At 49.7% G+C, this 18,826-nt stretch carries 14 protein-coding genes; 1 reads left to right on the top strand and 13 read right to left on the bottom strand.

Going from position 1 to position 18,826, the window contains the following annotated elements:
* Window positions 1-85: 85 nt before the first annotated feature.
* From ilvD to tgt, 4 genes are all read right to left on the bottom strand, one after another.
* A complete protein-coding gene (gene ilvD, locus ACTQ3A_RS03450; protein ID WP_441494052.1) occupies window positions 86-1,759 on the bottom strand; it encodes a dihydroxy-acid dehydratase in 1,674 nt (557 codons plus the stop codon).
* Between the two features lie 73 nt (window positions 1,760-1,832).
* Window positions 1,833-2,927 (bottom strand): 3-isopropylmalate dehydrogenase, encoded by a 1,095-nt coding sequence (leuB, locus tag ACTQ3A_RS03445; protein WP_441494051.1) that lies wholly within the window; start codon window positions 2,925-2,927, stop codon window positions 1,833-1,835.
* Window positions 2,928-3,152: 225 nt separating this feature from the next.
* Window positions 3,153-3,473, bottom strand: a complete 321-nt coding sequence (gene yajC / locus ACTQ3A_RS03440; RefSeq protein ID WP_441100943.1) for a preprotein translocase subunit YajC — start codon at window positions 3,471-3,473, stop codon at window positions 3,153-3,155.
* A 173-nt stretch (window positions 3,474-3,646) separates the two neighbouring features.
* Entirely contained in the window at window positions 3,647-4,942 is a 1,296-nt protein-coding gene (gene tgt, locus ACTQ3A_RS03435; RefSeq protein WP_441100893.1) for a tRNA guanosine(34) transglycosylase Tgt, read from the bottom strand.
* Window positions 4,943-5,234: 292 nt separating this feature from the next.
* Here tgt and ACTQ3A_RS03430 point away from each other — a divergent pair, with 292 nt between their 5' ends.
* Window positions 5,235-9,473, top strand: a complete 4,239-nt coding sequence (locus ACTQ3A_RS03430; RefSeq protein ID WP_441494050.1) for an acyl-CoA dehydratase activase-related protein — start codon at window positions 5,235-5,237, stop codon at window positions 9,471-9,473.
* Between the two features lie 491 nt (window positions 9,474-9,964).
* On the opposite strand, the gene ACTQ3A_RS03425 is transcribed toward ACTQ3A_RS03430, so the two are convergent.
* The 9 genes from ACTQ3A_RS03425 to ACTQ3A_RS03385 form a co-directional block, all read right to left on the bottom strand.
* Window positions 9,965-10,633, bottom strand: coding sequence for a bifunctional 4-hydroxy-2-oxoglutarate aldolase/2-dehydro-3-deoxy-phosphogluconate aldolase (locus tag ACTQ3A_RS03425; RefSeq protein WP_441494049.1), 669 nt, complete (start codon window positions 10,631-10,633; stop codon window positions 9,965-9,967).
* Complete coding sequence (gene hxlB, locus ACTQ3A_RS03420; protein WP_441494048.1) at window positions 10,620-11,162, bottom strand: 6-phospho-3-hexuloisomerase; 543 nt, start codon at window positions 11,160-11,162, stop codon at window positions 10,620-10,622. The genes ACTQ3A_RS03425 and hxlB overlap by 14 nt, the downstream gene beginning before the upstream one ends.
* An 18-nt stretch (window positions 11,163-11,180) precedes the next feature.
* The gene (locus ACTQ3A_RS03415) at window positions 11,181-11,807 is read right to left on the bottom strand and encodes an orotidine 5'-phosphate decarboxylase / HUMPS family protein (protein ID WP_441494047.1); all 627 of its coding nucleotides are present in this window, start codon (window positions 11,805-11,807) and stop codon (window positions 11,181-11,183) included.
* On the bottom strand, window positions 11,804-12,745 hold the full coding sequence (locus ACTQ3A_RS03410; RefSeq protein WP_441494046.1) for a sugar kinase: 942 nt from the start codon (window positions 12,743-12,745) through the stop codon (window positions 11,804-11,806). Before ACTQ3A_RS03410 ends, ACTQ3A_RS03415 begins: the two co-directional genes overlap by 4 nt.
* Before the next feature lie 99 nt (window positions 12,746-12,844).
* A complete protein-coding gene (locus ACTQ3A_RS03405) occupies window positions 12,845-13,825 on the bottom strand; it encodes a LacI family DNA-binding transcriptional regulator (RefSeq protein ID WP_441494045.1) in 981 nt (326 codons plus the stop codon).
* A 100-nt stretch (window positions 13,826-13,925) separates the two neighbouring features.
* Window positions 13,926-14,384: a YhcH/YjgK/YiaL family protein gene (locus tag ACTQ3A_RS03400; RefSeq protein WP_441494044.1), complete on the bottom strand. Its 459-nt coding sequence runs from the start codon at window positions 14,382-14,384 to the stop codon at window positions 13,926-13,928.
* Window positions 14,365-15,111 carry a hypothetical protein gene (locus tag ACTQ3A_RS03395; protein WP_441494043.1) on the bottom strand — a complete coding sequence of 249 codons (747 nt, stop codon included), beginning with the start codon at window positions 15,109-15,111 and terminating at the stop codon, window positions 14,365-14,367. Before ACTQ3A_RS03395 ends, ACTQ3A_RS03400 begins: the two co-directional genes overlap by 20 nt.
* A 3-nt stretch (window positions 15,112-15,114) precedes the next feature.
* The gene (locus ACTQ3A_RS03390) at window positions 15,115-17,241 is read right to left on the bottom strand and encodes a hydantoinase/oxoprolinase family protein (protein ID WP_441494042.1); all 2,127 of its coding nucleotides are present in this window, start codon (window positions 17,239-17,241) and stop codon (window positions 15,115-15,117) included.
* Window positions 17,242-17,258: 17 nt separating this feature from the next.
* Window positions 17,259-18,611 carry a citrate transporter gene (locus ACTQ3A_RS03385; protein WP_441494041.1) on the bottom strand — a complete coding sequence of 451 codons (1,353 nt, stop codon included), beginning with the start codon at window positions 18,609-18,611 and terminating at the stop codon, window positions 17,259-17,261.
* Window positions 18,612-18,826: the final 215 nt, after the last annotated feature.

Genomic DNA, 18,826 nt, shown 5'->3' with positions numbered 1-18,826 from the left:
CTGAGATTTAAATATATCCTGCGTCCGCGATATCTATTCCTGAGGTTTAAATAAACCCTGCGTCCGCGAGATCTATTCCTGAGATTTATTCTGCATCCGGCGTCTTAAGAATTGCTCCGCGGTTTGCGCTGGTCACCATAGCCGCATAACGCGCAAGATATCCGGTAGTCACATTTGGCTTTCTCGGAACCCACTCTGCCTTTCTTCTGGCGATTTCCTCATCGCTCACCTTCATGTCGAGCTTGTGATTCGGAATATCGATGCTGATGATGTCTCCCTCGTGCACAAAGGCAATCGGTCCTCCAACCGCTGCTTCCGGGCTGACATGACCGATGGAAGCTCCTCTGGAAGCGCCGGAGAAACGCCCGTCTGTGATCAGCGCGACACTGGAGTCAAGACCCATTCCGGCAATCGCCGAGGTCGGGTTCAGCATCTCTCTCATGCCCGGTCCGCCCTTTGGTCCTTCATAGCGAATCACAACCACGTCGCCGGGAACGATTTTCCCGCCCTTGATCGCAGCGATCGCGTCCTCCTCACAGTCGAATACCCTTGCCGGGCCCTCATGCACCATCATCTCCGGAAGTACAGCGGACTGTTTTACGATTGCAGTGTCCGGTGCCAGGTTGCCCTTGAGTACAGCAAGTCCGCCCTTCTCCATAAACGGATGATCGATCGGACGGATGATCTCCGGATCCTTATTGATGCAATTCTTGATATTCTCGCCGACAGTCTTGCCGGTTACGGTCATGCAGTCGAGATTCAGAAGATTCTTCTTGGAAAGCTCATTCATCACCGCATAGACACCGCCCGCCTCGTTCAGATCTTCCATGTAGGTGGCGCCAGCGGGTGCGAGATGGCAGAGATTCGGTGTCTTCTCACTGATCTCGTTTGCCAGTTCTGTGTCAAAATCAAATCCTGCCTCATGTGCGATCGCCGGGATATGAAGCATGGTATTGGTTGAACATCCGAGCGCCATATCAACGGTCAGCGCGTTCAGGAATGCTTCCTTTGTCATGATGTCGCGGGGACGGATATTTTTCTCCAGCATCTCCATGACCTTCATGCCAGCGTGCTTGGCGAGACGGAGCCTCTCGGAATATACCGCCGGGATCGTGCCGTTGCCCTGAAGTCCCATACCAAGCGCCTCGGTGATGCAGTTCATGCTGTTCGCGGTATACATGCCGGAACAGGACCCGCAGGTCGGGCAGACCTTTCTCTCATATTCCGATACCTGTTCCTCGGTGAACTTGCCTGCCGCATAGGAGCCTACCGCCTCAAACATGGAAGAGAGGCTTCTCTTCCTGCCGTAGACATGTCCGGCCATCATCGGGCCGCCGCTGACGAAAACGGTAGGGATGTTGATGCGGGCAGCCGCCATCAGGAGACCCGGAACATTCTTGTCGCAGTTCGGAATCATCACCAGTCCGTCGAACTGATGCGCGATTGCCATGCACTCCGTGGAATCGCAGATCAGATCACGGGTAACCAGCGAATACTTCATTCCAATGTGGCCCATGGCGATACCATCACAGACCGCTATCGCCGGAAACATCACCGGCATTCCGCCGGCCTCGGCGACACCCATCTTCACCGCCTGAGCGATCTTGTCCAGGTTCATGTGGCCCGGAACGATTTCATTGTAGGAGCAGACAATGCCGATTAACGGCTTCTTCATCTCCTCCGGTGTAAATCCAAGTGCATTGAACAGGCTTCTCGCAGGCGCCGCCTGCATACCCTTCGTAACATGATCACTATTCATAATCCGTTCTCCCATCTAATCGTACTTATCTATCCTTTTGCGCCGGAGAAACCCGGCATCTCGATTTTGTTTCTTACGCTTCCTTCAGAATCGCCGTGATGGCATCTCCCATTCCGGAACAGGTCACCTTCGTCGTGCCCTCGGAATAGATGTCTCCTGTCCGGTATCCGTCGGCGAGAACTCTCTCAACCGCCGACTCCACATCATCCGCCTCCTCATCAAGATTCAGGGAATAGCGGAGCATCATTGCCGCCGAGAGAATGGTCGCAATCGGGTTCGCGATATTCTTGCCGGCGATGTCCGGCGCGGAGCCATGCGACGGCTCATACAGGCCGAAGCTCGTCTCGTTCAGGCTGGCGGAGGAAAGCATTCCGATGGATCCGGTCACCATGCTTGCCTCGTCCGAAAGGATGTCGCCGAACATGTTCTCCGTCAGGATGACATCAAACTGCTTCGGGTCGCGGACCAGCTGCATCGCGCAGTTATCGACCAGCATATTCTCATAGGTAACCTCCGGATATTCCTTCGCGACCTCTGCTGTCACCTTTCTCCACAGTCTGGAGGAATCCAGCACATTTGCCTTGTCCACCTCGGTCACCTTCTTGTTCCGTTTCATGGCAATCTCGAAGGCTCTCTTCGCGATCCTCCGGATCTCATTCTCATTGTAGCTGAGTGTATCGACCGCTGTCTCCACGCCGTCAACGTCCTTTGTCTCTCGCGCGCCAAAATAAAGACCTCCGGTGAGTTCCCGCACAATGATCAGATTGAAGCCCTCATCCCCGATGATCTCATCCTTCAGGGGGCAGGCGTCCCGAAGTTCATTGTACAGGTAAGCCGGGCGAAGATTCGCAAAAAGCCCCAGTGCCTTGCGGATACCAAGCAGACCCGCCTCCGGGCGTTTCGACGGCTCCAGCCTGTACCACGGAGAGGTCTTCGCGTATCCTCCAATCGACCCCATCAGGACCGCATCGCATGTCTTTGCCTCCGCCACGGTCTCCTCTGTGAGGGGAAGTCCTGTTGCGTCGATGGATGCTCCTCCGAGCAGAAGATTTGTATAATGAAAGGTGTGATGATACTTCCCGGCAACCGCATCCAGAACCTTCTGTGCCTCATTTACAATTTCGGGTCCGATGCCGTCCCCGTGAATTAAACCAATTTTAAACTCCATGAATCAGGTTCACCTCTTCTTTTGATATTTTGATAATTTAATATAAGTCCTGTTAAACCATCTATGTGTACATTCATTCAACTTATACTTGATTCGTAGTTTATATAATACTTCAATTCAAGTATCATTTCAACCGGCAAAAAAAGCCGAATCTCCGAAATAACCCGACAAAAAAAGAAAAGCACAGAAACCTGCGCTCCTGTGCCTGAAAATCTGATCTTCCGATTATTTCTTTGCGTCCTTCTCCGCAGTCTTTGCCGCAGCAGCCTTTTCTTCCTTCGCTGCAGCCGCCTGCTCCGGCTTCTCAACCTGTGCAATCGCCTCTTTGCGCATCGGAATCCGGCAGTTCTTGTTGTTGCCGAACTCTACGATGACATCGTCCTCGCTGATATCGATGATGATTCCATAGAATCCTCCGGTCGTCACAACAGCGTCGCCGATCTCCATGGCACTGAGCATTGCCTGCATCTTCTTCTGCTCTTTCCGCTGCGGACGGATCATCATAAAATACATCAGCGCGAACATAGCGACCAGCAGGATGATCATGCTCAGCGCGCTGCCTGAACCCGAAGCTGAACTTGCAAAAATCATAACGATTCCTCCCTGTAATTGATTTCGGATATAACTGTCAAAAAATAATAATACATGATATTAAACCGGGTGACAAGCTATTTTATGGAGTTTTCACAAATTTCGCACCCGTCTAAACTGACTTTTGTTCATTTCTCCGTCTCCTGACGGACTGCCTGTTCCTCTTTCATCTGTTCTTCCTTTACGGTATCATGCGGATCCCTCATGGTATCTCCCTGTTCCTTCCGGAATATTCTCTCATTGGCAACCTTCTGGTAATACTTCGGCTGCTTCATCGCCTCATGCTTCTCTTCCTCCTCCCGAAGATCATCCAGTGCTTTTCTCTTCCAGGAATCCCAGCGGTCCTCCTCGATCGCGCTGCGGATCTCCCGGGTCAGATGGTTGTAGAAGTACAGGTTGTGCTCCGTGCAAAGACGCATTCCCAGCATCTCCTTTGCTTTCAGGAGGTGACGGATATAAGCCCGGCTGTACCTGCGGCACACCGGACACTGGCATCCCTCTTCTATTGGCCGGCTGTCCAGCTCATACTGCGCGTTGATCAGATTCAGATGGCCCCTGTGGGTATACACATGCCCGTGACGCCCGTTCCGGCTCGGATAAACGCAGTCGAAGAAATCCACGCCACGGTCCACCGCCTCGATGATGTTCGCAGGCGTGCCGACTCCCATCAGGTATGTTGGCCTGTCCTGCGGAAGCTCCGGCACCACATGATCCAGAATATCATACATCTGCTCATGTGTTTCACCGACCGCCAGTCCACCGACCGCGTAGCCGTCGGCATCCAGCTCCCGGATTCTTTTCGCGTGCTCAATCCGGAGATCCGGATAAACCGCCCCCTGATTGATCGCGAACAGAAGCTGTTCCTTATTAATGGTGTCTTCTCTCTGATTCAGCTCCCTCATTTTCTTCTGGCAGCGGATCAGCCACCGGTACGTCCGGTCAATGGACTCTTTCACATATTTTCTGGTCGCAACGCTGGACGGGCACTCATCAAAGGCCATCGCGATCGTTGAGCCGAGATTCGACTGAATCTGCATGCTCTCCTCCGGCCCCATGAAGATCAGCCTTCCATCCACATGAGAGTGGAAGGTGACGCCCTCTTCCCTGATCTTTCGCGAATCTGCCAGGGAAAAAACCTGAAACCCGCCCGAATCCGTCAGAATCGGTTTGTTCCAGGACATGAACTTATGAAGGCCGCCGAGCTTTTTGACCACCTCGTCTCCCGGACGCACATGAAGGTGATAGGTGTTGGACAGCTCGATCTGCGTCCCGAGACGCTCCAGATCTTCGGTCGAGACAGCCCCCTTGATGGCACCCACCGTACCCACGTTCATGAAAACCGGCGTCTGCACCGTACCATGCACGGTTTTGAACTCCGCCCGCTTCGCTCTGCCGCTTACCTTTATCAATTTATACTCTGCCATAATACTCCGTTTCCGCAGAAAAGACCTGCAATATCATCTGTTTACAATTTATCATAACGGATTTACCCGATGCCCGCAAGTGTCTCACTCCCTTCCCCGGTGTCTGCGCTGGCAATGCCAAGTGCTCCATTATATTGTGCAAAATCAGAACCCCAGTTTTACGGATGTGTCCTAAACCCTGCGTTTCCGCCCATGTTTTTTACCATTTTTTCATTTTTGGCCGATACCCTTGCTGTTGTTTTTAAAAAATCCTTGTCGTATAATCGTTCTGAATATAAAGGAGTAAAATTGTATGTCAGATTTAAACTATACATTAGGTATTGATATCGGTTCCACAACGGTCAAGATTGTCGTCCTGGACCTGGAAAAACACATCCTGTTCTCCGACTACCGGAGACATTTTGCTAAAATTCAGGAGACCCTCGCGGATCTTCTCGAAGAAGCGGAGAAGATAACGGGGAACGTCCAGATTCATCCGGTCATCACCGGATCCGGCGGCCTTGCCCTCGCTCAGAACATCGATGTTCCGTTCATGCAGGAGGTTATCGCCGTTTCCTCCGCCCTGCAGTTCCAGGCTCCTCAGACCGACGTTGCCATCGAGCTCGGCGGCGAGGACGCGAAGATCATCTACTTTGAGAATGGAAATATCGAGCAGAGAATGAACGGCGTCTGCGCCGGAGGAACCGGTTCTTTTATTGACCAGATGGCCTCTCTTCTGCAGACGGACGCAACCGGACTTAACGAATACGCCAAGCACTATCAGGCAATCTACCCGATCGCCGCACGCTGTGGTGTCTTCGCCAAGACAGATATTCAGCCGCTGATCAATGAGGGCGCGACCAAGGAAGATCTGTCTGTATCCATTTTTCAGGCGGTGGTAAACCAGACCATCTCCGGTCTTGCCTGCGGCAAACCGATCCGCGGCCATGTTGCCTTCCTCGGAGGTCCGCTCCACTTCCTCTCCGAGCTTCGCAAATGCTTCATCCGCACTCTGAACCTCGACGAGGAACATACCATCGTTCCGGAAAATTCCCATCTTTTTGCTGCTCTGGGTTCTGCCCTGAATGCAAAGGAAGACGTGGAATATTCTCTGACTGATATGAAGGAGCGCCTGCGCCACGGTGTCAAGATGCAGATGGAAGTTGCCCGCATGGCTCCGCTCTTCGCCAATAAAGACGAATACCGGGAATTTATTGAACGCCACAACCGGGATAAGGTCGAAACCGGCAATCTCGAGGATTATAAGGGAAACTGTTATCTCGGCATCGATGCCGGATCCACCACAACAAAGGCGGCGCTGATCTCCGAGGACGGAAAGCTCCTTTACTCCTTCTACGACAATAACCACGGAAATCCTCTGGCCACCTCGATCCGCGCCATCCAGGACATCTACAGCAAGCTTCCTGAGGGCGCGCGGATTGCCTATTCCTGCTCCACCGGTTACGGGGAACAGCTGATCAAATCCGGCCTCATGCTGGACGAGGGCGAAGTCGAAACCATCGCGCACTATACTGCCGCTTCCTTCTTTGATCCGGATGTGGACTGCATCCTGGATATCGGCGGTCAGGACATGAAATGCATCAAGATCCGCGATCACGCCGTCGACAGCGTCCAGCTGAACGAGGCCTGCTCCTCCGGCTGCGGGTCTTTTATCGAGAACTTCGCGAATTCTCTGGGCTATGACGTCAAGGACTTTGCGCAGGAGGCTCTGTTCGCAGAGAACCCGATTGACCTCGGAACACGATGCACGGTATTCATGAACTCCCGCGTGAAGCAGGCCCAGAAGGAGGGCGCGACCGTAGCCGACATCTCTGCCGGACTCGCGTATTCCGTCATCCGGAACGCTCTTTATAAGGTAATAAAGGTCTCCGACGCGAAAGAGCTTGGCCGCCACATCGTCGTACAGGGAGGTACCTTCTACAACAACGCAGTGCTCAGAAGCTTTGAGCGCATTGCGGACTGCGAGGCAGTCCGCCCGGACATCGCCGGAATCATGGGTGCCTTCGGCGCCGCCCTGATCGCCCGCGACCGCTGCGAAGGCAGGGAAACCACAATGCTTCCCATCGACAAGATCAATACTCTGCAGTACTCCACAAAGAGCGCCTACTGCAAGGGCTGCACAAACCACTGCCGCCTGACCATCAACCGCTTCTCCGGCGGCCGCCAGTACATCAGCGGAAACCGCTGCGAGCGGGGAATCGGAAAGCAGAAAAACGCGCACCATATCCCGAATATGTACGAGTGGAAATACAACCGCATCTTCGGCTACACGCCACTGACCGCGGATGAGGCTCCGCGCGGAAAAATCGGAATCCCGCGTGTTTTGAACATGTATGAGAATTACCCGCTGTGGTTCACCTTCTTCACAAAGCTCGGATACAGCGTTGTCCTGTCCCCGACCTCCACGAGGAAGATCTATGAGCTTGGCATCGAGTCCATCCCAAGTGATACCGCCTGCTATCCCGCCAAGATCAGCCACGGCCACATCACCTGGCTGATCCGTCAGGGTGTGAAGAATATTTTCTATCCATGTATTCCCTATGAACGTCAGGAATTCGCGGAAGCCGTAAATCACTACAACTGCCCGATCGTTACCTCGTACGCCGAAAACATCAAGAACAACGTCGACGAGCTGAAGGATCCGTCCATCCACTTCATGAATCCGTTCCTGGCCATGACCACGGAACAGACCCTGGCAGACGAACTGGTAAAGGTCTTTCATGACATTCCCGAGAAGGAAGTCCGCGAGGCCTGCCACGCCGGATGGGTCGAGATGGCAAATGTCCGCGATGAAGTACGCAAGAAGGGAAGGGAAGTCCTCAAATGGATGGAAGAAACCCATCATCACGGCATTGTTCTCGCCGGACGTCCGTATCATATTGACCCGGAGATTCACCATGGAATCCCGGATATGATTACCTCCTACGACGTCGCTGTCCTGACCGAGGATTCGATCTCCGACCTTGCTCCGATCGAACGGCCTCTGCGCGTAAACGACCAGTGGATGTACCACACCCGGCTTTATGCCGCCGCCAACTTCGTCAAGACAAGAGACGACCTGGAGCTGATCCAGCTGAACTCCTTCGGCTGCGGTCTGGATGCTGTAACGACGGACCAGGTGTACGAGATTCTCTCCGGCAGCAACAAGATCTACACCGTTCTGAAGATCGATGAGGTGAACAACCTGGGAGCTGTCCGGATCCGGATCCGTTCCCTTCTCGCCGCCGTTCGTGCGAGAGAGAAAAATCCACAGCCGCGCGAGATTCACAACTCTGCCGCGGAGCGGGTCGTATTCACAAAGCAGATGAAGGAGGAGGGATATACCATCCTGGCTCCGCAGATGTCGCCGATACACTTCAGTCTGCTTGAGGCCGCCTTCAACACCGGAGGTTATCATCTCCACGTCCTGGACAACGACAACCGGCACTCCATTGATGAGGGCCTGCGCTATGTAAACAACGATGCCTGCTACCCCTCTCTTCTGGTCGTCGGGCAGTTCATGGATGCCCTGGATTCCGGAAAGTATGATCCGGATCATACAGCTATCATCATGAGCCAGACCGGAGGCGGCTGCCGCGCGTCGAACTATATTGCTTTCATCCGCCGCGCACTGAAGAAGGGCGGATATCCGCAGGTGCCGGTTATCTCCCTGAACCTTGTGGGCCTGGAAGACAATCCGGGATTCAAGATTACACCTGATATGGCGATCCGGATCGTTTATGCCGCAATCTTCGGTGATATCTTCATGAAGTGCCTGTACCGCATGAGGCCGTATGAGAAGGTTCCCGGCTCCGCGAACCGCCTGCATAAAAAATGGGAAAAAATCTGCATCAACTATCTGACCAACAAGAGGGTCGGATGGCACAGCTACACCAATCTCTGCCGCTCGATCATCCGTGACTTCGACCGCCTGCCGGTTGATGAGAGTCTTCGCAAGCCGCGGGTCGGCATCGTCGGAGAAATCCTTGTGAAATATGCTCCTGCCGCCAACAATCATCTGGTCGATCAGCTGGAGAAGGAAGGCGCCGAGGCCGTCGTGCCCGACTTTGTAGATTTCTTCATGTACAGCTTCTACAATGCGAAGTTCAAATACCGCCATTATGGCACAAAGAAGAAATCCATGCTTCTGACACAGGCCGGAATTGCCGCGGTCAACGTGCTGCGCAAGGCTGCAAACGATGAATTCATCCGGAGCACGCATTTCACGCCGTCCGCGAAAATCGATGAGCTCGCTCATTACGCGTCTCCGATCGTCTCCGTCGGCAACCAGACCGGCGAGGGATGGTTCCTGACCGGCGAGATGATGGAGCTCATTCACGGTGGTGTCAACAACATCGTATGTATTCAGCCGTTTGGCTGTCTCCCGAACCACATCGTCGGCAAGGGCGTCATCAAGGAAATCCGCGCCGAATACCCGAAGGCAAATATCGTCGCCATCGACTTCGATCCCGGCGCTTCCGAGGTCAACCAGCTCAACCGGATCAAGATGATGCTGACAAATGCTATGAAAAATATGCAGGCCGAAAACTGATCTGAAAATTTTGTTCATGCAAGTGGCTGCCACACTATTTCGTGTGACAGCCACTTGTTTATCTTTCACTAAAACGATTCCTCCTTGCCATTCACCGAAACGGTTCCTCCTTGCCATATTTGACAATCGGCGCACAGATAACCGCCTTCTTCTGCTTTATCCCTCCCTTTACAAATGGAAAACAAGCCTTATCCCAAAGCCTGTATCGAACGAAATCCCCTTTAAGGCTTCCGTCCTGCTCTCTCCTTTTCCATATGTCTTTTTCAGACGGTCCACCTGTAAAATATTGCTCATAATGTTCACCGCCATCCTTTCATATTATCTATTGTAATGATGGCGCACCTCATATACCACTTACAGTTGATGTAAGGTTTCTATTTCAAACAGCCTTTCTGAAAGATACCCTCTTCTTGATTTTCCGCACAGTACAAAAAAGCGCCAGCTTCGTGACAACTATGCCACTGACTGACGCTCCTTCAGAAAATCCTGTTTTATTCTGTCTTGCCAATTACCTTTGCAGTCTCTCTTAACTTTGAGCGGATTGCCTCGAAATCACCATCATCCAGCTCTTTCTGCGGAACCATCCAGCTTCCACCGACAGCAAAAACCTTTTCATAATCAAGATATTCACGCATATTTACCTGCGTTACACCTCCCGTCGGCATGAATGCCATGTCCGGATACGGTGCACTCAACGCGCGGATCATCGGCAGGCCTCCTAATACTCCTGCCGGAAAAATTTTAACTGCCCGATAGCCCATTTCAAATGCCTTCTGCAGCTCAGTAGCCGTCGCAATACCCGGGATGTATGGAATTCCTGCCGCCTTACAATACTCCCCTACTTTATTATTGAAGCCTGGAGATACAACAAACCTGGCGCCTGCTCTTCTCGCCAGTTCCGCCTGATCCACTGTAAGAACGGTCCCCGCGCCAGCCATAAAATCTGGCCTTTTCTTTAACATCCTTGCGATCATCTCATCAGCTCTGCCTGCACGAAACGTCACTTCCGCAACCGGGAAGCCCTCCTCGGCAAGAACATCCGCCAGTCTTTCCGCTCTTCCCGGTTCGCTCGATGTAATGACCGGAATCGCCCGAAACCGATGGAATTTTTCTACCATCTCAATTTCTGTCTCTTCAAAATATTGATCACCAGTGTACATGCGTTGCCTCCTCATTCGATGTGTGATCCCTGCGGCTCAGCATAAGGCAAACTGCATCCAACGTAATATGAAGACTCTGGTCAAAAAGAGAACTGAGCAGCTGAATTGATTTTCTTGCATTTCCGGAATCACCCTTGACCGTTCCCGGAATAATCAAAGTTGTTTCTGCTGCTGCTGCAAGCGGGGAGTCTTTTTTACTCGTGACCGCAAGAATAGTACAACCATGGTCCTTTGCCTTTTGGGCATCATTCAAAACGACAGCGCTTGCACCGGAGCCGGAGACACCGATGAAAACGTCTCCTTCTCCCATTGCCGGTGTTATAGTCTCACCGACAAAAAACACCTCATATCCTATGTGCATCAGCCGCATAGCGAAACCTCTCGCAGAGAATCCAGAGCGGCCTTCTCCGTCAACGAAAATCCTATGCCCCTTACGGATATTATCCATAAACGCCTGAAGCTCCACTTCTTTTACCTGATCGATGGTTTCTTCGATCTCATCCATAATCTGACGCAATGTCTCTGTCATACCTGTTCCTCCCAAATCTCATACTCTAATCAGATCCGCAAACACCGCAGCCGCTGTCCTAGGATCTTCAGCCTTTGTAACTGCACTTCCGACAACAACAATGTCCACATTGTTTTCCTTCAAAACCGGGACTGATTCTGGTTTTATTCCGCCCGCTGCTGAAATTTCGATTCCGTCCGGGAACTGCCCGCACATATTCCGCACGAGATCATCCAGCCCCTGGCCATGGCTGTCAGATGGAAGATGGACGCCGAACACCGCATCTGGAAAACAGCTTTGAAGTTCTAATACACGGTTCTCGTCAACCCCCATCATATCAATAACATATTTTTTCCCAAATATTCTCGCTTGTTTTCTGCAGGCATCAATAGTTGCATCGCTTGAAAACCCCATAACAGTCGCCAAATCAGCTCCGGCCTCATAGCATTTCCGGAATTCGTATTCTCCTTCATCACAGGTCTTGATATCGGCGAGAATCACCTGTTCCGGAAGCTCCTTTTTGAAATAGCCAACACTGCCGGACAATCCATAATCCTTAATGAGTGAAGTCCCGACTTCCACAATATCCGCATACCGGGTTATGCTTTGAATCATCTCTTCTGCATCATTGATCGTCATCCGATCAATCGCGATCTGAAGTTTCATTTCCGATTACCCTCCTGAAATTCTGACAGCTCATCTCTGGTCGGAAGCCCCTCGTTATCACTCTGTACCGAAACCTGAATGGCCCCGATTGCATTCCCCCGATCTGCTATTTCCTCAAGAGAAAGCCCTTCAAGACAACCGCTCAGCACACCAACGGCAAATCCGTCACCGGCACCGACCGTGTCTACCACTTCTGCGACATGATATCCCGGGCGGATGAATGCCCTGTCCCCAGTTGCCACATAAGCGCCCCTCGGTCCGTCCTTCACGATTACGGTTTTGGCCCCATTTTTTAAATAAAAATCCGCAATTGCAGAAGGATCGCTGCTGCCCATCAGCATTTTACCCTCTCCTGTACCAGGAAGAACAAGATCTGCCCGGAAGGCAAGATCGTTGACCACCTGTATCATGGTCTCTTCATTTTCCCACAGAGAAGGCCGTAAATTCGGATCGAAGCTAATCTTCATTCCATTTTCACGCGCCCGCTCGATCAGCCGGTATGTAGCCTTTCTACAATCTGCCGAAAGTGCCGGCGGGATCCCTGTGACGTGCAGCACTTTTGCATCCTCCAGATTTACTTTTTCAATGTCCTCGGTTGTAATGTGAGATGCTGCACTGTTTTTACGGAAATACACCACTTTGGGATCTCCCTTTGACACCTTGCTTTTCATCTGGAACCCGGTCCAGTGCTCCGAATCATACGAAATATCTGGATTGATCCCTTCTTTTCTCAGTTTTTTCTCAATATAACGTCCGAACGGATCCTTTCCGAGCTTCGTAACATAAGAAACACTGTGCCCCAGACGTTTCAGGCCGATCGCCACATTAACCTCCGCCCCGGCAAGCAGCTTTACAAAATTTTCAACGTCTGCAAGATCGCCCTCACTCTGCGCTACAAACATTGCCATCGGTTCTCCAAATAAAATAACTTCCGCCATAATTTCCTCCAATGCAAGATTGCGGAACTGACGGAAGTCTGAAAACATCTATATAGGCAATTGGCGTTACCGGGCTGTATCAGCTTGTACAGCAGCGCCTCAGGAGGTCTCTCTTACGACGAGCTCCGGGATTACCATAATAGAAGCTTTTTCTTCATTTCCCGTCAGCAGATCAATTAACAGTTTTACTGTCAGTTCAGAGAGTACTTTTCCTTTATTGTCAACACTTGTAAGCATCGGATTGCATACCGTAGCATATTCGGAATTATTGCAACCCGTCACAGCGATTTGTTCCGGCACCTTTATACCGTGGTTAACCAGTTCATGAACCGCGCCGACGGCAGTAAGGTCTTCGCCAAAGACAATTCCGTCATAACCCTTTGCGGCGATTTCTGCCGCAGCATGCTGGCCTCCCTCCATACCATACTTCGTATGAAAGACATCTTTTTCTGGATGCGCCACACCAAGAATCTTCATCTCGTCCAGAAAGCCCTTCAGCTTTCGGTCTGCGGATTCGGTATCAAGATCTCGAACAAATGCAATCTTCCGCTTCCCTCGGTTATGAAGATGCTCCGCAGCCAAAGCCATCCCTCTTCCCTCGTCAACAAGAACCGAATAGAATCCCGGCCTATCGAGATACCCATTCGCCATGACGATTGGAATATTCTGGATGTTCTTCGGAATATCGTCTATGGTCAGCCTTTCATAAATCGATCCAGTAAGCACAATACCATCTACATGCCGTTCAGCAAGCTGTGTAAGGTACTTCTTCCATCCTTCCGGTCGCTCCCCTGTGTTGCAGAGCAGAACCATATATCCCAGTTTTGACATCATTTCCTCCATGACGTAGGAAGTCATGGCATAATGTGGTACTCGGACATCAACCGTCAGAATGGCAACCGTTTTCATGGAACCGGCCACGAGCCCTCTTGCTATGGCGTTCGGCTGATAATCATTCCTGTCTAAAACATCCTGAATTTTCTTTTGTGTTTTTTCGCTTACATTTCCTTTGTTGTTTAGGACTCTCGAAACTGTTGCAATTGAAACGCCGGCTTGCTGCGCAATATCATAAATGTTCATGTGTATGGATCCTCATTTTCCGGAAACAGTTTGCTGTTTCATCGATCCCCATGATACATAATCCTGAAAATTTTTTCAAGAAATCCGGCGTCCGGAATTCTCAGTCAACAGCTACTTTTACCACAATTTTCTTCACCTTCTGCCTCATGCTGCAGATACTTCTCGGCATATGCCCATCGTCCGGTGATACGACAGCAAAATCACCTGTCCGAAGCAAAATCCTGCCATAATCCTTCGGCATATGATAAAACTGCAGATCATTCTTATCATCATAGGATGTATCTTCCTCCAGGTATTTCAGAGGGTAAAATCCCATGTACTCCTCACCATCCGCCATAAACTGAATATCAAAGTATTTTCTGTGTGCTTCAAACCGGCACTCCTCTGCAGGCTTTGTTTCATAGACCTGAACCTGTGCAAACACATAGTCCCCGTCAATTGGAATCACCCCTTCCAACAGCCTGCTGAAATCCGTATTTTTCAGAAAATCAAAAGCTTTCTGAAAGCGCTCTGACAGGTAATCATATTTCTCAGCAATATCAATCGTCGTTGTCAGCATTTTTTCTCTCCTTGATCCCGGCCGCTTCCAACATTTCCTCATATAAAGCCGATGCAGCCTTTTTGTTATAACCATAAATAAGAAGCACATCCAGAACATACGGGCTATATGGCAGATCGAGTAATTCTTTTGCAAAGGCCATCGCAGCCATCTCACTCAATGCAACAATCCGTGACCGGTTTGAAAACGGTCTTTTCAACAATTCAATTGTCTCGGTCATCGTATAAATAGATTCTCTTTTCTGATATTCCATAGCGTGAAAGAATTCATGGGCGAGAAGAATCTTCTCCAGATCTTTTCCCTTCAAAAGCCCTTCCAGATGCTCATTCTGGATAAGTGCCGCAGCCTTTTTTGTGCAGTCTCTGAAAACTGTAATCTTATCCGGTTCGGTAAATTGAGCAAATATCACATGTCCTCCGCCATTCGGCATGTCCGGAAATTCCATATTGAAGCCATGTTTTTTTATCAGAGCCAGAATTCCATACTGCTCTAATTCCGCTTTCAGCACCCCCGCCTCTTTCCGTCCACAGGTATTCGCTTCTGCAATATAATGTTTTCGCGCTTCCGCGTCAAATTTTCTCTCAAGCGGCTCATGGTAAAAGGCATATTCTCCCCACTGCTCATCCGTCAGTTGCACAAGCACGCTGATCATTTCGCGGATCGGATAAACCGTCTGTTCTTGTTCTTTATTTCGATACGTATGAATGAAACTGATTATTTTTTTCATGGATTATATCTGCGCTTTTGCACCGACCACGATGATGTCATCATCACCTTCAAAAGATTGCATTTCAACTTCCATCAACATCAGGACCTGATCGAGATCTGTACCTGTAAAATCCATCACACGGCCACCTGCACAAATGTAAAAATCTGGTCTCAAAATAGCATCTGCTGTGTAAACTGCAAGGCTTTCCCAAAAAGCAGACACAACATTCCGATAGCCTGATGCCTTACAAATCTGTGCATCACCGTCTGCGCGCTGTACACGGATAAATCCTTTCTTATCAATAATCCGTATCAGAACATGTCCTTTCTCATCCCTATGCTGGAATACCCAGAAATTTCGAATCTGTGCAGCCATCATGACATCCTCTTTGCTGCATCTCATATCCTTCGCTGCAATCCCCACAGCTTCTTCTTCTGTGCACGCAGCCATAAGATCCTGTGTCTTGACCTCTGTAGACCCAGTCGCAATAGCGGTCAACTTAGACGTCTGAGAATCAATTTCAATGTGCACCTCGACCGTCTCCGGCGCTGCACCGCTCTCAACGGCTTTTTCAATCGCTTCTCTCTTAATTACACGGATATCACCTGCCGTCGGGTTCGGAACTACTCTCTCCACGACATCTCTTACCATCGCCAGTGCTACACCGATCGAGGAAATAACCTCCGCATTCTCCGGCACACTATAATGGATATCCATTTTTTTGGAAATAAACCCGATCAGAGACGTCGCTCCTCCGCCGACACCGACTAGAGAAATCTGATCATGTTCAAGCTTGTATTTAGCCGCGAGTTCCAAAATGATCGGACTGATTTTCTCATATGCTCTTGTCAGAATCTGCTCTGCGACATCCTCAACCGTCGTACCAAGGTAATCGGCAACCGGCTGCATCGCTTTCCGGCAAGAAGCGACATTTCCGTAGGAATAATCCTTCTCTGTGACAAGTCCGAGCACATTGGCAGCACAAGTATTGGTAATTGTAATCCGCTTTCCGTTCTTTAGGCGGATTGCTACATAATCTGACGGATCGCTTTCCTTCGGAGAAAAGAGTTCAAGTTTGGGATCTATAATCTCTTCTTCCGGCGTAAATGCGGAATAATCAAGCCCTGCGATATGTGCGGACCTTGGTCCGACATCTTCAACACGATTTTTACTCAGACGGATCATCGATCCTCCTGCCACACCAAGGACACGAACATCCAGAGATGATATATATGTGCGATGTCCGCCGACAATGGAATAGTCGATCGCGGGCCGTCCATCCTTGATGACACCGATATTTGTCGTTGTACCGCCGACCTCAAAATACACCCCATTAGAAGCTCGAAGATACATCAAGGATCCCATGACAGAAGCTGCCGGACCAGAGAGCATAGTCAACACCGGTCTTTTCTTCATCTCATTGATCTCCATGACACCGCCGTCGCCCCGCATAATCATAAGCGGAACCTTAACGCCAGCCTCACGCACACTGTTCTCCGTGTCGTTTGCTGTATTGAGCATTTTGGGCAGGATACTAGCATTAATAGCAGCTGTTCTCGTACGCCGTGTCAACCCGTAAAGTTTCGTGATATCCGAAGCGACGGTTGTCTCCATACCCATCTCACCTTTCGTGATCTCCTCTATGTTCTGTTCTGCAACCGAGTCATCTACTCCAAACGCACAGCTTGCGACGAATACCTTTGCTCCTTTTTCTTTCAGGTGTTTTGCCGCTGTTCGGACATTTTCCGGTGTAAATTTTTTATTTGGAATATATTCACTACAAATCTCAATCTTTTTTCCGGAACCAAGGTCGATATCTTTCAGATAGGTCTGTGCCCTGGCCATTAGTCCTTCAACCCCTCCCAGAGAAGTGCTTATAATGCCAACCTTTGTTACGTCACCTTCAATAAGCGCATTCGTTGCCTGTGTCGTACTATGAGCAACAAACACAACATCCTCGGGTTTAATGTTGTTTTCTTTCATGCATTTTTTAAACGCCAAAACAACGCCGGAGGAAACACCTTTTTTATCGTCGTGGGTTGTTTTTACTGTTGCTTTTCCGATAATCTCCTGTGTATCATTATCAATTGCGACTGCCTTTGTATGGGTTCCGCCAACATCAATACCCATTCTTACTTTTCTGCTCATCCTAATCCTCCCGCTTGTTAACCAAACATAAAGTAAACCATGATCTGCAGTACCGCGCAGACGATCCATCCCGCAACCGCACTCACCTTAAGGAAATCCCTTGTCGTAACCTTCGTGTAATTAACCCCCCATACGATCCAGGACTGTGTGATACAACAGGAAACATTCATCCCTGTACTTGGAATAACCATCAGCGGTGCCAAATATGCAGTTGAGAAACCAAGGCCTTTCAGTATTCCGAGCGTTGCGGCTCCACATCCGAACAGAGTGAGCGGGCCACGGAACAGACCCAGCGGAGAAAGAATCGCAAAAACAATACTGATGATCAGTGTATTATTTGGTATTATGTTTCCGAGCAGAGCATTAAAATAGGGCACACAGAGTTCCGCAGATTTATTAAACATCGGAAGAATCAGTAAAAATCCGACAAGCGGAGCTGTATCGACAACACCGTCGAAGAAATCTTTATTGATCATACGGCACAACTGAGACCATCCCTTGATCTTTTTGCATGTAATCATAGCGTAAAAGCTTCCGATAACAAATCCGAGGATAATCGGAATTTTGAAAATAATCAGGAGCAGAACCGGAAGAACCGGTGTGATCAACGAAATACCAGGAGCGTTCTCACCCCTTCGAGCTCTTACTTCATCCGGTGTCGTCGCACCCCAGGTATGAACCTTTTTCCTTCTGGTAAGGATAAGAACCATGATTACAACAACAGCCATTTGTATCAGTAATGCGTAAATGCCCCAGCTTGTGTGCATTTCATAGGAATATGTCGTTTTTCCATCATCACCAAGGAAGAACGCTGAGTACTGCTGATAAAGAACCGGATTCACATACATACCTGCACCGACGCTCATCATAAAAGCGACAGTTGCCAGCACTTTCGGAATCCCAAGAGAAAGAAAAATCGGAAGAACGATAACACCAATTGCAACAACGGCTCCCGCTCCGAAAATTGATGAGAAACATGCCGTCGTTACGATACAGAGAAGAATGCACGTTATCTGCGGCTTATCTCCGCCAAGCTCTGTTACACTTTTGATCAGCGTCGATGCGATACCCGTTTTCATAAGAACACGTCCAAACCAAGCACCGAAAACAACATTGACAAGAGTCGCACCCCATCCTTCCGGACCGCTCTGGAATACCAATGTCAGAGCATCCTTCCAGGACCGATGGAGGATATCCTTGTTGGCTGCAATAAAATCTGGGTTGGTGACAAACTGATTACCCAACATAGGAAGTACTGTCCAAATGATCGCCATGACAAAAATACCCATCATAAGGTTTCCACCACGAACTGCGTAAACCACCAGCCCGAAAAATGAAACCAACAGCAGAATACCAATAACATATTCCATTATTAACCCTCCTCATACATCCAACACCGGCGCAACGCCGGAATTACACCGAATCTCCCGCAGACAGCATTAACGGATGCCAATGTGTTCTATTGTAACCTACGTACTATTAATAGCATAAACGAAATGTAAGCGCTTTCATATTTTTCATTATAATTATTTTTATACATACGTCAATATATATTTGTTGTTTCGCCAAATATTTATGCATGTCC

Origin of the sequence: Bilifractor sp. LCP21S3_F8 (genome assembly GCF_052117805.1) — a bacterium.
Taxonomy (GTDB): Bacteria; Bacillota; Clostridia; order Lachnospirales; family Lachnospiraceae; genus Bilifractor.
The sequence above is the reverse complement of the archived record's forward strand: the minus strand, read 5'-3'. Positions and strand labels throughout refer to the sequence as shown.